This window comes from Limnobacter sp. 130, assembly GCF_902506325.1.
Lineage (GTDB): Bacteria > Pseudomonadota > Gammaproteobacteria > Burkholderiales > Burkholderiaceae_B > Limnobacter.
The window spans coordinates 1,297,680-1,312,189 of sequence record NZ_LR732328.1; the positions used below are offsets into that span (position 1 = coordinate 1,297,680).

A 14,510-nucleotide genomic window follows, 5' to 3' on the forward strand; every position below is an offset into this window, starting at 1 on the left:
CTACGATTGGATAATACAACACAATGCAACACAATTCATACTGTATGCACGCCTGAAAGACACAAGGGCCACTGAAACAACGCTTCAATGGCCCTTGGGCAACAACATATTTGCAAGAACTTATTCCTCGTGGAATGCCTCTTCGCGCTTCTTGCGAATGGAAGGCAGGAACACCACGATCAGGGCAATTGCTGCAATGGCCAGCATGGTTGCACTGATTGGTCGTGTCACAAGCACCGAGAAATCACCACGCGAGAGCAACAAGGCCCTGCGCAGGTACTCTTCCATCATTGGGCCAAGAATGAAGCCGAGCAACAAGGGCGCGGGCTCACACTTTAGCTTGGAGAAGATATAACCCAACACCCCGAAACCGGCCAGTAGATACACATCAAACAACTTGTTGCCCAAACTGAACACGCCGATGCAGCAGAACACGAGAATCATCGGGTACAAGAAGTGGTAAGGCACGGAAATCATTTTGACCCAGATGCCGATTAAAGGCAGGTTCAAAATCACGAGGAACAGGTTGCCGATCCACATGGACACAATAATGCCCCAGAACAAGCCGGGTTGCTCGGTCATGACCGCCGGCCCCGGAGTAATGCCCTGAATGATCATGGCGCCGATCATCAAGGCCATGACTGGATTGGACGGAATGCCCAGCGTGAGCAATGGGATAAACGAAGTTTGCGCACCCGCATTGTTGGCAGACTCTGGACCCGCAACACCTTCGATCGCCCCTTTGCCGAAACGCTCTGGCGTTTTCGAGATTTTCTTTTCAATGGAGTAAGAAGCAAACGAAGCCAACATGGCACCACCACCAGGCAAAATTCCCAGCAATGAACCGAGCCCGGTGCCACGGACGATTGGCCACGCCATGCGCTTGAGATCGTCTTTGTTGGGCATCAAACCCTCGACCTTGCTGACCATTGCAGAGCGCAGGTGCTCTTCTTCGAGGTTCTTGATGATTTCACCAAGACCGAACATGCCCATGGCCAAAATCACGAAGTTGATGCCTTCAGCCATGTAGGGTGTGTCGAAGGTGTAACGCTCCATGCCGGAGTTCACGTCAGTACCCGCCATGCCCAGCAATAAACCCAGCACGATCATGCCGAATGCTTGCAACAGGGAACCGCTGGCCAGCACCACTGAGGCCACCAGACCAACCACCATCAGTGAAAAATATTCAGCCGCACCAAATTGCAAGGCAATGTCAGCCAAAGGTGGCGCAAACAATGCCAGCAAAACGGTTGCGAAAGTACCGGCAACGAAAGAGCCGATTGCAGCCGTAGCCAGGGCTTTGCCCGCCTTGCCCTGACGAGCCATTTGATAACCATCAAGCGCGGTAACCACCGACGAGGATTCGCCTGGCAGGTTAACAAGAATGGCTGTTGTGGAGCCACCATACTGCGCGCCATAGTAAATACCAGACAGCATGATGAGTGATGACACTGGCGGCAGGCCAAAGGTGATTGGCAACAACATGGCAATGGTTGCCGTGGGGCCCAAGCCGGGTAGCACGCCAATTGCAGTGCCCAGAAAAACACCGATCAGGCAGAACAACAGGTTATGGATCGTGAAGGCTGTTTCAAGACCCAGTGAAAGATTAGCGAGAAGTTCCATGATTACATTCCAAACCAAGACCCAAAAATGGGCAGCGGAATACCCAAGCCTTTGACAAACACAAGGCTACAAAAAATAGCTGCGCCAAAAGCGATACCCAGGGTGAACTTCCAATTGAAGAATTTGCTGGCCATTGCAGAAATACCAAATAGCGTCATCACCGCAATTGCCAAACCTGCGCCTTCCACCAGCAAGGCAAATGCAATGATGGAGACAGTCACATAAATAATTTTTGCAAAAGGAAAACCTTCAAGAGGTTCACCTTGAACAAAGAAAGAACGAACGAGTGAAGCGGTTCCGATCAATATGAGCAAACCACTGAGCACTTTGGGGAAATAACCGGGGCCCATGCTGATGGCTGCGCCCATTTCATAGTCAGCAGCCATGTACAAAGCTGCTGCACCGATAATCAGGTACAGCAGCCCGGCCCAAAAGTCACGTAAATCTTTTGGCATTTTGAGTCTCAGTTATTGATCAGTCAGCGTACTGACCAGCTTTGTCGATAATTGGCTTCCAGCGGGCAATTTCTGCATCCAGATGCTTGCGGTGTGCTGCAGGCGTGGCTCGCTCGGCGCTCACTGGCTCAGTTCCCAATTCGGCAAAACGGGAAATCACGTTGGGGTCTTTCAGCGCAACATTCAGTGCTTTGTTCAAACGGTCAATGATGGGCTTGGGTGTGCCTTTGGGCGCATACAAACCGTGCCAAACGGCCACTTCAAAGCCTGGCAAACCGGCTTTGTCCAGCGTTGGCAAGTCGGACAATGAAGCCACTGGAGTTTTGGTGGTGACTGCATAACCCTTGATTTTTCCGCCCTTGATTTGGCTGGTCGTGTTGGTGGTTTGGTCACACATAAAGTCAACCTGACCGCCCAACAAATCATTCATGGCTGGGCCTGTGCCCTTGTAAGGTACTGTTGTAAGGTCTACACCCACAGCAGTCTGGAACAACATGCCGCACAGGTGCGAAGCTGAACCGATACCTGCGTTGGCGTAAGTCACTTTGTCTTTGTTTGCTTTGATGTAAGCCAAGAGCTCTTGCATGTTTTTGGCAGGCATGTTGCCGCGAGCCACAATGGTCATGGGCACATCGGTGACCAAGCCAATGGTTTCGAAATCAGAAGAAGCGTTGTAAGACAATTTGCGGTACAGCGAAGGTGCTGTGGATTGACCAATGTGATGCAGGAAAACATTGTAACCATCGGGTGCAGAGCGTGCTGCTTTGCCAGCTGCCAGCGTACCGCCAGCACCACCCAGGTTTTCAACAATCACTTGCTGACCAAGGTCTTTGGACATGGACTGTGCGATCAGACGACCAACCGTGTCAGTTGGGCCACCCGCTGCAAACGGAATCAGCATGGTGATGACTTTGGATGGGTAAGCATCTTGTGCCTGAACAGAACCCATCAAGCCCAACAGGGCCACTGCCAATACGGATTTAATCGATTTCTTCACGGAACTCTCCTTGTGATTGGTATCAGAATGTCAACTGCGAAAGCTGTTTTTCTTATTGAATTTCCACACATATTTGCGCAGGTGGATGGAGTATCAGCATGCCCGTGATGCGCAGCAATTGTGGTTTTCCATATACGCAGAAACCGCAGCATTAGCCAATCTGGGGGAAGTTTCAATCAAATAATGTAAGGCGACAAACATCACCAATCGATTAAGATTTACTAAGTGAATCAATAAAGAAACTTAAACGAATATTTTTGAGTTTTTTGCGGGAAGGTCTTTAGCCAATCGATACGACTTCGATTGGAAAAAATAAATTGACGGTTCGGCCAGAATGAGACCGAACGAGCGGGGAAGCATGAAGCTCAGCAGAATTTATTTTTTGGCCTGACCCGCCAACCATTCATTCAAGGCTGTGGCCACCACCTGATTAACCCCTTCTTCTTGGCTGACTGCGTATTCGCGCAGGCGACTCACCAGTTCCGCAGGCAGCCTGTAATTGACCGGCACCAGCTTGCTTGCAGGAATGTCCGCTGCGCGTTCGCGCTTGTTGGATGAGGCCTTGGCGGCTTGACCAAAGCGATCTGGCAGACTCTCTGATTTAAGTGAGCCATCAAGTTTTTTGGCCATGTTTTTGGCCATGTCGGTGGATTTGAGCGCCATGAGGATCCTTCTTTAGGCTGGGCAGGTCGGGCTCGCAGTATAGCGCCAAACCAGACTGCCCAGTTGATCAACTTCGGACTCGCTTACGCCCTTTTTACGAGGCGAATCAACATGAGAAGGACAATTGCACCAATTGTGGCCACAACAATGCTGCCGATCAGGCCACTTCCGCCAGACACTCCGAAAAAATTGAACAGGAAGCCGCCGAGGAAAGCGCCAACTACACCCACCACCAGGTCACCGACCAGTCCGAATCCACCGCCTCGGACGAGTTGTCCAGCAAGCCAGCCGGCGATCAGACCCACGATTAGAAATACCAATAAACTCATACGATTTCTCCTTGGATGAACAGGGCCATCCCCGTTCGAGTGAACTGAGTCAGGCCAACTTGGCCTGAGTTGAAACGAAATCGGAATTGGTTAGAATCTGGGCTGACGCGTCATATTCGGCAATCAATGTGCAGGCCAAATCGAAATCCTCAGGCGCGACAAACACATTGGCGAACCCGCTGGGGCAAAGATCACCCACAGCGCCTTGCAAAAAATGTCCCCCGACGTAAGTCTGGATATCGCATGCGTTTAACATGCCTGCGACGATGTGCGCCTCAATGATGTTGCCGGCTTTGAATACAATCTTCATGGCGTTTCCCCTTACCTCCCAGACTAGCCTAAAAAAGCGTTACTGGGTGATAAGACGTTGACCGCATCGTTGTGGGAATTGGGCTTACCGGGCACTCACGCGAAGCACCTTGCCGTCCGAGCTGTCGGTCAGCAGATAGATGGCGCCGTCCGGACCGGTGCGAATGTCACGAAAACGGGCACCGACCTCTTTGAACAACACTTCTTCCTCCGAAGCCTTGTTGCCTTTCAAGACCACACGGCTGACCTGTTGTGCCTTCAATGCGCCCACCAGCAAGTTGCCTTTCCACTGGGGAAACATGTCGCCGTTGTAGACAGTCATGCCAGAAGGTGCAATGGACGGCACCCAATAAATTGCAGGTTGTTGGGTTCCTTCGTATTCTTTGAAGGGTGAAATTTGTGCGCCGGTGTAATCAATGCCATAGGTTGCTTTGGGCCAACCGTAATTGGTGCCGGGGGTGATCACATTCACCTCGTCGCCACCACGTGGGCCATGCTCATGCGCAATCAAGCGCTTGTTGGCTGTGTCGTAGGCCAGCCCCTGCACATTGCGGTGACCATAGCTGTAAATTTCGGGCCGTGCGCCTTGCTTGCCCACGAAAGGATTGTCCTTGGGCACCGAACCATCGGCATTGATACGAACAATTTTTCCAAGGTGGTTCGACAGGTTCTGCGCTTCTTCGCGGTAGCTGTAGCCGTCACCCAGCGTCACAATCAATGTGTTATCGGGTAGCCAGGCCATGCGACCACCGTAATGCGCACTGCCGGACTTGGCCATTTGGGAGCGGAAAATTTCTTTCACGTTCTCGAGACTATTGGTGCCGAGCTTTGCACTGGAGACACAAAGATGGTTTGCACTGCGGGTGCCACAGGCATAGCTCAAGAAAATTTGCTGGTTTTGCACGAAATCACTGGCAGGCAACACGTCGAACAAACCTGCCTGCCCGCTGTAAAACACCTGTGGTACGCCACCCAATGGTTTGCTCATTGCTTTGCCGTCTGCCCCGACCAAGCGCAACTGGCCTGGCTTTTCCGTGATCAATGCACGACCATCCGGCAAAAACGCCATGGACCAGGGACTATCCAAGCCATCAACAAAGGTTTCGATCTTGTAAGACTTACCTGCTTGAGCAAGCACCTCGCCGGGCGGCAATGCAAAACCTGCAACCAACAAGACAGCCAAAGCCGGGCCTGCCGACAACTTGCGAGTCGATAATTTCGAGAACAAGGCACCCGACACTGCAGCGGCGGCAAGCATGGAGAACATGCCGCCAGCGGTGCGGGTGGATGAAATCAGTATTGGCATTGGTGCAATCATGTCGACCACTTTAAAAGTTACCCACAGGCCCAAGGCAGCACCGAACACACACCAAAAAGTACGCCATGCGGTGCCGGTGAAGCGCGTAAACAGCAATGCGACGACCTGAGACACCGCAAAACTACACCCGAAAATGACCGCATAAACCGGCGAGAAGTTCCCGAGATCGTGAATTGTGGTGTGAAGGCGGGTATCCAACGGAATGCCAACACCCAAGTTTTGCAAGGCATTCAAATTGATTTGAGACTGAACCAGTGTGCCCAGTACAGAACCCACCAACCAGACCAAAAGCCAAACCAGGACAATGGAGAACCGTTTGTTTGTGTGACTCACGAATGCGCTTCCTGCAATCAACCGTAAACCGCCACCACCTGATAGCCCAGAGAGGCCAATTCACCATTCGGAGTCCACAGCTTGGCACTTTGATTCACGTAACCGTCTGCACCTGCTTTGGTTTCCATGTCGATTTGGAACCAGCCTTCGCTGTCGATGTTGGCGGGCATGGGCGGCAATTCAAGCGACCAGCTCACAGAGCTGGCCATGACAGGCCCTTTGAAGTGACTTAAGCATGGCGTGGGTGGGCCATCACTGAGCATCACAATCAGTACTTCAGGGCTGAGATTTTTGTCGGTGGCGCGAATGTAAATGCCACTTTCCCAAAAGGGTGTGCCCATGTAAGGAATGCTGCCCACTGCCCAGCGCATTTCAACATGCTGCAAAAAGTTGGGCGTAATTTTGGGGATGAAGGGCAAGGCCGGGATGTTTTCAACCGCCTTGGGAAGCGGCTTGTGCTCGGGTGTCAACACTGGCAGTGCTGTTTCACGCGGTGCACCGAACACGCCGACCACGAGGCCAGCCAGTGTTTCGTCGCTGTAAATTTCACATTGCACCTGACTGACACTTTTGCCTTGCCGAAGCAGTCGCGTGCGGTACACCACATCACCGGCGGGCACGGGGCCCACAAAGTTGGTTTGCAAGGCACGCAATGGCATGTCAATGCCCAGGGTGTCACGCATGGCCACCACAGCCAATGCGGACAAAAAGCCACCAAACATGGTACGGCCCTGCATCCAGTCTTCCGTGGCCTGGAAGGTGACGGTGTCACCACTCAAGCGGCGGCTGGATAAAATTTCGGAGAGTGCGACGGTCATGCTGGGCCCTTGGTGCTTATTGAATTAATGTTCGAATTGCTTGAAATTGGGAGCGCGTTTTTCGCCAAACGCTTTGAATGCCTCTTGCGCTGGCGCTTGCGGAATCATGCTCATGAACAAGTGCCCTTCTTCGGCCATTTTTTCTGAAATGGCAGCCTTGGTCACCGACTTCATCAGGCGCTTGGTGGTCAACAAACTGGTCAGTGGCAAGTCGAGCAGTTTTTTCACTTGCGCCTGCACGTGTGCATCCAGTGTTTCCGGTTCAAGTACGTCGGAAACAATGCCGGTGTCGTAGGCTTTCAATGCAGTGAATAGATCGCCGAGCAGCAGCAATTCAGCGGCTTTCTGATACCCCGCGGAAATTGGCAGCAACAGGCTCGATGCCGCTTCAGGGCACAAGCCCAATTTTACGAAAGGCATGGAAAATTTTGCTGTGCTTGCAGCGTAGACCAAGTCGCAGTGCAACAATACGGTGGTGCCAATGCCAATGGCCAAACCTTGAACCTGCGCCACCACGGGCTTAGGGAACATGGAGATCATGCGCAGGAAACGGAACACGGGTGCATCAAGATCGGTCGGTGGGTTGTTCAAGAAATCGCCAAGATCGTTGCCTGCGGAAAAGCAGCCTTCATGCCCTTTGAGCAACACCACTTTTACGCCACTGCTGTGGGTGGCATCACGAAACGCATCGGCCAGCGCGGTGTACATGGCGTTGGTGAATGAGTTTTTACGCTCGGGCCGATTGATGGTGATGGTCATCAGCCCGTTGCTGATTTCTGTTTGAATGTCCACTGCCGTATTCCCTGTCAGTTAAAAAAGCGGGTGAAGGTTTGCACCCACACCCGCTTTTGTTCGCGCTGAAATTACACGCGTTCGAAGATGCCTGCTGCACCCATGCCGGTGCCGATACACATGGTGACCATACCGTATTTCAGGTTGTGTCTGCGCAGTGCATGCACCACAGTGGCTGCACGAATTGCACCTGTTGCGCCCAGCGGGTGGCCCAAGGCGATCGCACCGCCCATGGGGTTCACCTTGCTTGGGTCCAGTTCCAGGTCTTTCATCACGGCCAGCGATTGTGCGGCAAACGCTTCGTTCAATTCAAACCAGTCGATGTCGCTGGTTTTCAGGCCAGCAGTTTTCAACACGGCAGGAATTGCTTCCTTGGGGCCAATGCCCATGATTTCCGGGGGTACACCGCGCACCGCAAAACCACGCCACTTGGCCAGCGGAGTCAGGTTGTAGCGCTTCACAGCTTCTTCAGAAGCCAGAATCAGTGCGCCTGCGCCGTCGCTCATCTGCGAGCTGTTACCGGCTGTTACAGAGCCTTTGGCAGCAAACACGGGGCGCAGTTTGGTGAGGCCTTCGATGGACGAGTCGGCACGGGGGCCTTCGTCCAGCTTCACTTCTTTGCTGGAAGTTTTGATTTCACCAGTGGCCAAATCGGGCGTGGCTTTGACCACGGTGAAGGGTGTAATTTCGTCGTTGAACTCGCCAGCCTGTTGGGCTGCGATTGCCTTTTTGTGGCTATTCAGTGCGAACTCGTCTTGCGCGTCGCGGCTGATGCCCCACTGCTGGGCAACCTTTTCAGCGGTCATGCCCATGCCATAGGCGATCCCTAAGTTTTCGTCTTTCTGGAAAATCGCATTGTTGAAGCTGGGCTTGTTGCCGCTCATGGGCACCATGCTCATGCTTTCTGCACCCGCAGCGATCATGACTTCAGCTTCGCCCATGGCGATTGCATTGGCGGCCATGGAAACAGCCGTGATACCAGATGCGCAGAAGCGGTTGATGGTAACGCCACCCACGGTGTTGGGCAGGCCTGCCAGCAACACAGCGATGCGGGCCATGTTCATGCCCTGCTCGCCTTCGGGGAATGCACAACCTACGATTGCATCGTTGATTGAAGCGGGGTCGAGCGTGGGCACCTGGGCCATGGCGCTGGCAATGGCGTGCACCAGCAGGTCATCGGGGCGGGTGTCTTTGAACATGCCACGTGGGGCTTTGCCGATCGGGGTGCGCGTTGCGGCGACAATGTAAACATCTTTACAAGTTTGAGCCATGTTTGCTCTCCTTAGTTACGTACGGGTTTGCCGGTTTGCAGCATGCCCATGATTCGTTCTTGTGTCTTGGGGTTGTCGAGCAACTTCACGAAGTGCTTGCGTTCCAGATTCAGGAACCACTCTTCATCCACCAAGGAGCCAGTTTCAATTTCGCCACCACACACCACTTCGGCGATGACACAGCCCAAGTGGAAGTCGTAGGCGGAGATGAAACCACCGTCGCGCATGTTGACCAGTTGCGCCTTGATTGTGGCGTAGCCTGATTTGCCTGCGGCGGGCACACCCTTGATTTTGTGGGGTGGGCGATAGCCGCCATCGAACATGGCGCGTGCACGTGAAATTGCGACGTACAGCAGTTCATGGCTGTTGAATACGATGGTGTCGGATTCCTTGATGAAGCCCAGGTCGCGACATTCCATGGCCGATGTGCCCACCTTGGCAGTGGCAGCGGTCATGAAGCCGTCTTTCAGGAAAGCCAATACGTCGGCAGAACCCGCTTTTTGAGCAGCCAGGCCAGCGTTTACAGCGATCTCTTTCAAACCACCACCGCCTGGAATCAGGCCAACGCCCACTTCCACCAGACCCATGTAGCTTTCCAGGTTTGCAACACGTGCAGCACAGTGAATTGCGAATTCACACCCACCACCCAAAGCCAAGCCAGTTACGGCGGCCACGGTTGGAACTTGTGCGTATTTCAGTGCGGCTGTGCCCTTCTGGAATTCTGCAACCATGGGTTCGATGGCCTTGCCACCGCCTTGCATGAATGCAGGCAACATGGCCTGCAAATCGGCACCTGCGGAGAAGGGTTCATCCGGGCTCCACAACACCAAACCTTTGTAGCTTTTCTCAGCCAAGGCAATGGCTTCGTGGGTGCCGGTGATGACGTCGGGGCCAATGGCGTGCATTTTTGTTTTGATCGACAAAATCAATACGTCGTCATGACCCGGTGCTGTCCAAATGCGAACCGCATCGTTTTCTTTGATTGTGGTGCCGCCGTTGTGACCAGTGACTGTTGTTTCGCCCAATACTTTGGCGCGGAAAACTTGGCGCTGGTACACAGGCAAATCTTTGCGGGGCACGAAGGAATTCGAGGCTGGGCTGAATGCGCCGGCCGTGCTGTACACGCCGCCGTTTTCAGCCACGGGGCCTTCGAAAACCCAAGCTGGCAACGGTGCATTGCACAGTGCTTCGCCGGCATCAATGTCCGCTTTTACCCATTCAGCAACCTGTTTCCAGCCTGCAGCTTGCCAGGTTTCGAATGGACCTTCTGTCCAGCCATAACCCCAGCGCAGCGAGAAGTCCACTTCGCGTGCAGTGTCGGCAATTTCGTTCAAGTGGAAGGCGATGTAGTGGAATGCATCGCGGAAAATGGCCCACAGGAATTTGGCTTGCGGGTGCTCGGAAGCACGCAGTGCAGCCATGCGCTCGGCCACGTTGCGGTTTTTCAAGATCTTCAACACGGCTTCGTCGGCCTTGCCTTCAGAAGGTACGTAGCCGCTGGTGCTTGCATCAAACACCATGATCTGCTTGCCTTCTTTCTTGAAGAAGCCACCTTTGGTTTTCTGGCCCAAGGCACCTTTTTCAACCAAGGCCTTCAATACGGCGGGTGTGGCGTAGCTGGGTGCAAACGGATCGTTGGGCAGTGTGTTTTGCATGGTTGCAATCACGTGGCCCATGGTGTCCAGACCCACCACGTCGGCAGTGCGGAATGTGGCGGACTTTGCACGACCCAATTTAGAGCCGGTCAGCTGATCAACGATGTCGAATGGAATACCGTACTTCTGTGCTTCGGCCATGGTGGCCAGCATGCCGGCCACGCCCACGCGGTTGGCCACGAAGTTGGGCGTGTCTTTGGCTGTAATAATGCCCTTGCCCAAAGTGGTGGTCAGGAAGGTTTCGAGATTGTCGAGAATGTCCTGGCGCGTGGTGCTCAATGGAATGAGTTCGCACAGGTGCATGTAGCGGGGCGGATTGAAGAAGTGAACGCCACAAAAGCGGCTTTTCAGTTCAGCATCAAAACCTTCGCTAAGCTTGGAAATGCTCAAGCCCGAGGTGTTGGTTGCAAAAATTGCGGTGGCATTGATGTGCGGCGCAACTTTTTTGTACAGATCGTGTTTCCAATCCATGCGTTCAGCAATCGCTTCGATCACCAGGTCGCAACCTTGCAACAGCTCCAGATGCTCTTCGTAGTTGGCAGCTTGCACATATTGCGCAACGTCTTTCGCGCCAAACGGGGCAGGCTTCAGCTTGGTCAGGTTCAAGATGGCTTTGTCAACGATGCCATTCTTGGGGCCTTCCTTGGCGGGCAAATCAAACAGCACCACTGGCACTTTGGCATTGGCACAGTGGGCAGCAATTTGAGCACCCATCACGCCAGCGCCGAGCACGGCGACTTTGCGAACGATGAAATTGGACACGCGTGTCTCCTTCGAGTTAATTGGATTCAACGCCCGCAGCCACATGTGGGCTGCGGGGTACTACGGGACAGGATTTCTTAGAACAGGTCTGCTTCCATTTCCATCAGGCTGCTGGAGCCTGCGCGCGCCTTGCGTATCAGCATGGCGGTTTCGGGCAGCATTTTCTGGAAGTAGAAACGGGCTGTGTGCAGCTTGGCGGTGTAGAACTTGTCACCACTGGCTTGTTTTTCAAGCGCGATTTTTGCAGCTTGTGCGAAGAAGTAGCCATAGAACAAGTGGCCTACTACGCGCAGGTAATCCACAGCAGCGGCACCCACTTCATCAGGGTTTTGCATGGCCTTGCCACCAATTTCCATGGTCAGCTTGCTGACCTTGTCGCCCAAGTCGGCCAAGGGTTCTACAAACTCTTTCATGGCTGGGTTGTTGGCCTCAGCTTCGCACAAAGCACGAACCATTTTGCCAAACTTCATCAACTTGGCGCCGCCATCGCCCAACACTTTGCGACCCAGCAGGTCGAGTGATTGAATGGTGTTGGTGCCTTCGTAAATCATGTTGATGCGGCTGTCGCGCACATACTGTTCCATGCCCCATTCGGCGATGTAACCATGGCCGCCATACACCTGCATGCAGTGTGAAGTGGCTTCCCATGCATTGTCGGTAATAAAGGCTTTCACAATGGGGGTGGCCAGGGCAACCATGTCGGAAGCCTCCTTGCGAACGGCTTCGTCTGGGTGGTTCAGCTCTTTGTCCAGCTCAAGCGCAGTCCACAGGCACAATGCCCGGCCACCTTCAGCATAGGCGCGGGTGGTCAACAGCATTTTGCGAACATCAGGGTGAACAATAATGGCATCTGCAGGTTTGTCTGCTGATTTGGGGCCGGTCAATGAACGGCCTTGAATACGGTCTTTGGCGTACACCACGGCGTTTTGATAAGCCACTTCGGTCAGGCCCAGTGACTGCATGCCCACGCCCAGGCGGGCTGCGTTCATCATCACGAACATGGCAGCCAAACCGCGGTGAGGCTGGCCGATCAACCAACCGCTTGCGCCGTCCAGGTTCATTTGGCATGTTGCATTGCCGTGAATGCCCATTTTGTGTTCAATGGCGCCGCAGAAAATCGGATTGCGTTCGCCCAGGGTTCCATCTGCATTGGGAACAAACTTGGGAACAAGGAACAGCGAAATGCCCTTGGTGCCCACAGGTGCGTCGGGCAGGCGTGCCAACACCAGGTGAATGATGTTCTCGGCCATGTCGTGTTCACCACTGCTGATGAAAATTTTCGCACCGGTAATTTTGTAGCTGCCATCGGCTTGTGGCTCGGCCTTGCTGCGCAACATACCCAGGTCGGTACCGCAATGGGGCTCGGTCAGGCACATGGTGCCAGTCCATTCACCGCTGGTCAGCTTGGGCAGGTACAAGTCTTTCTGTTCCTGACTACCGTGCTCGTGCAGGCAATCGTAGGCACCGTGGGTCAGGCCGGGGTACATGGTCCAGGCCTGATTGGCGCTGTTCATCATTTCATAGAAAGTCTGGTTCACAGTAACCGGCAGGCCTTGACCACCGTAGTTGGGGTCGCAGCTGAGCGAAGCCCAACCAGCCTCAACGAACTGTTGATAGGCTTCTTTGAAGCCTGTTGGCGTTTTCAGGGAATGATCGGCCTTGTTCAAGGTACAACCTTCGGAATCGCCCACGGCGTTCAGCGGTTGCAATACTTCCGCGCAGAACTTGCCGCCTTCTTCCATGATCTGATTCATGGTGTCAGCGTCAATTTCCGCAAAAGCGGGAATGCTTTTGAAAGTGGCTTCCGCATTGAACATTTCGTGCAGTACAAATTGCATGTCGCGGACTGGGGGCGTGTATTGGCTCATTGAAGTGTCTCCTGGTACTACTGGCTCAGAATTTCTGACTGGGTTTGCTGGTAATGCTGAATCATGCGTTCAAAGCCTTGGCTGGCCCGTTTCACAGACAAGGTGTCGCCCATGAGGCGACCTTGCTGGTGGGCTGCCAGAATCAGGCCAACCATCTCGAAAACGAGCTGGTCCGCATGCGCCTGATTGGCTGGTAAATGATTTTCTTCGATGGCCTGTGCCGTGGCACGGTGCATTTCTTTTTGCCAGTCGCGATGCATTTTCACCAGGACATCGCGAACCGCCCCTGGCCTGTCATCGTATTCTGTCGCGCCTGAAATATAGATGCAACCACTGTCGATTTCTTTGCCAATTCGATCAAGCCAGCGCATGAAGATTGCACGCAAACGCGGCAGTCCACGGGGCTCTTTCAGGCAGGGAAACAATACGGCATCGATGAATTGTGTTTCGTACTCTTGCAGTACTGCGATTTGAAGTTCTTCACGTGAGCCGAAATGGGCGAACACTCCACTTTTACTCATGGCCATTTTTTCTGCGATGGAGCCAATGGTTAACCCCTCGAGTCCTTGCGTGGACGCGATTTCTAGCGCCGCCTCTACAATGGCGGCTCGGGTTTGTTCACCTTTGCGCATATAAAAATAGACCGAACGTTCGTTTTTTTATGAGTGTACGCTATTTCTTTGGGAAAAAGGGAATGGCCCAGGTTAGAGAAATTCCTCTACAACCCCATGGGTGCAATTCATTTATTCAAAATATTTGAATAAACACTGCAAAAAACGCCACTCGATTTTTAACAATCGAACGCGCATGATTCAACCATCGATTCAGTGAATCGCAAACCCAATACGGAGAATTGAAATGACTACAGCAAACGCAACACACACTGGTACCAATGCAGTAGACAGTGCCTTGAACAACTCAGCGTCCACAATCGCCCTGCTTGGCCGGGTTTTGCTTGCGACCATGTTCGTACTGGCTGGTTTCAGCAAAATTGGTGGATTCGAAGGCACAGCGGGCTACATCGGTTCCGTGGGCTTGCCCTTTCCAGAGCTGCTGACCGTGCTCACAATTGCGGTTGAAATTGGCGCAGGCCTGGCTTTGATTGTTGGCTTCCAGGTGCGTATTGCAGCCTTGCTGCTGGCAGGTTTCACTTTGGCGGCATCGGTGCTGTTTCACAACTACTGGACCATGCCAGCCGATCAAGCCTATGTGCAGCAGCTGATGTTCATGAAAAACATCAGCGTGGCTGGCGGTTTGTTGATGATTGTGGCCTTGGGTGGTGGAAAGCTGGGCCTGAGCAAAGGCAAGTAAGGCGCG

Annotated in this window: 14 protein-coding genes; 1 reads left to right on the top strand and 13 read right to left on the bottom strand. The window is 53.3% G+C overall.

Annotated features, from left to right (window positions below; all coding sequences use genetic code 11):
- Window positions 1–120: 120 nt before the first annotated feature.
- From FRIGORI9N_RS06175 to FRIGORI9N_RS06235, 13 genes are all read right to left on the bottom strand, one after another.
- On the bottom strand, window positions 121–1,623 hold the full coding sequence (locus FRIGORI9N_RS06175) for a tripartite tricarboxylate transporter permease (RefSeq protein WP_159568957.1): 1,503 nt from the start codon (window positions 1,621–1,623) through the stop codon (window positions 121–123).
- Window positions 1,624–1,625: 2 nt separating this feature from the next.
- The gene (locus tag FRIGORI9N_RS06180; RefSeq protein WP_159568958.1) at window positions 1,626–2,078 is read right to left on the bottom strand and encodes a tripartite tricarboxylate transporter TctB family protein; all 453 of its coding nucleotides are present in this window, start codon (window positions 2,076–2,078) and stop codon (window positions 1,626–1,628) included.
- 19 nt (window positions 2,079–2,097) lie between these two features.
- The gene (locus FRIGORI9N_RS06185; RefSeq protein WP_159569686.1) at window positions 2,098–3,027 is read right to left on the bottom strand and encodes a tripartite tricarboxylate transporter substrate binding protein BugD; all 930 of its coding nucleotides are present in this window, start codon (window positions 3,025–3,027) and stop codon (window positions 2,098–2,100) included.
- A 423-nt stretch (window positions 3,028–3,450) separates the two neighbouring features.
- Complete coding sequence (locus FRIGORI9N_RS06190) at window positions 3,451–3,738, bottom strand: hypothetical protein (protein ID WP_159568959.1); 288 nt, start codon at window positions 3,736–3,738, stop codon at window positions 3,451–3,453.
- An 83-nt stretch (window positions 3,739–3,821) separates the two neighbouring features.
- On the bottom strand, window positions 3,822–4,067 hold the full coding sequence (locus tag FRIGORI9N_RS06195; RefSeq protein ID WP_159568960.1) for a GlsB/YeaQ/YmgE family stress response membrane protein: 246 nt from the start codon (window positions 4,065–4,067) through the stop codon (window positions 3,822–3,824).
- A gap of 49 nt (window positions 4,068–4,116) precedes the next feature.
- A complete protein-coding gene (locus tag FRIGORI9N_RS06200; RefSeq protein ID WP_159568961.1) occupies window positions 4,117–4,377 on the bottom strand; it encodes a DUF2007 domain-containing protein in 261 nt (86 codons plus the stop codon).
- An 84-nt stretch (window positions 4,378–4,461) separates the two neighbouring features.
- Entirely contained in the window at window positions 4,462–6,027 is a 1,566-nt protein-coding gene (locus FRIGORI9N_RS06205; RefSeq protein WP_236550811.1) for a PQQ-dependent sugar dehydrogenase, read from the bottom strand.
- A 17-nt stretch (window positions 6,028–6,044) separates the two neighbouring features.
- Window positions 6,045–6,845, bottom strand: a complete 801-nt coding sequence (locus tag FRIGORI9N_RS06210) for an acyl-CoA thioesterase II (RefSeq protein ID WP_159568962.1) — start codon at window positions 6,843–6,845, stop codon at window positions 6,045–6,047.
- A 24-nt stretch (window positions 6,846–6,869) separates the two neighbouring features.
- On the bottom strand, window positions 6,870–7,637 hold the full coding sequence (locus FRIGORI9N_RS06215) for an enoyl-CoA hydratase (protein WP_159568963.1): 768 nt from the start codon (window positions 7,635–7,637) through the stop codon (window positions 6,870–6,872).
- A 71-nt stretch (window positions 7,638–7,708) separates the two neighbouring features.
- Window positions 7,709–8,908 carry an acetyl-CoA C-acyltransferase gene (locus tag FRIGORI9N_RS06220; RefSeq protein WP_159568964.1) on the bottom strand — a complete coding sequence of 400 codons (1,200 nt, stop codon included), beginning with the start codon at window positions 8,906–8,908 and terminating at the stop codon, window positions 7,709–7,711.
- A gap of 11 nt (window positions 8,909–8,919) precedes the next feature.
- Complete coding sequence (locus FRIGORI9N_RS06225; RefSeq protein ID WP_159568965.1) at window positions 8,920–11,325, bottom strand: 3-hydroxyacyl-CoA dehydrogenase/enoyl-CoA hydratase family protein; 2,406 nt, start codon at window positions 11,323–11,325, stop codon at window positions 8,920–8,922.
- A gap of 77 nt (window positions 11,326–11,402) precedes the next feature.
- The gene (locus FRIGORI9N_RS06230; protein WP_159568966.1) at window positions 11,403–13,193 is read right to left on the bottom strand and encodes an acyl-CoA dehydrogenase C-terminal domain-containing protein; all 1,791 of its coding nucleotides are present in this window, start codon (window positions 13,191–13,193) and stop codon (window positions 11,403–11,405) included.
- A gap of 17 nt (window positions 13,194–13,210) precedes the next feature.
- Entirely contained in the window at window positions 13,211–13,825 is a 615-nt protein-coding gene (locus FRIGORI9N_RS06235) for a TetR/AcrR family transcriptional regulator (protein WP_159568967.1), read from the bottom strand.
- 226 nt (window positions 13,826–14,051) lie between these two features.
- Between FRIGORI9N_RS06235 and FRIGORI9N_RS06240 the strand changes: the two genes are divergently transcribed.
- A complete protein-coding gene (locus FRIGORI9N_RS06240) occupies window positions 14,052–14,504 on the top strand; it encodes a DoxX family protein (protein ID WP_159568968.1) in 453 nt (150 codons plus the stop codon).
- Window positions 14,505–14,510: the final 6 nt, after the last annotated feature.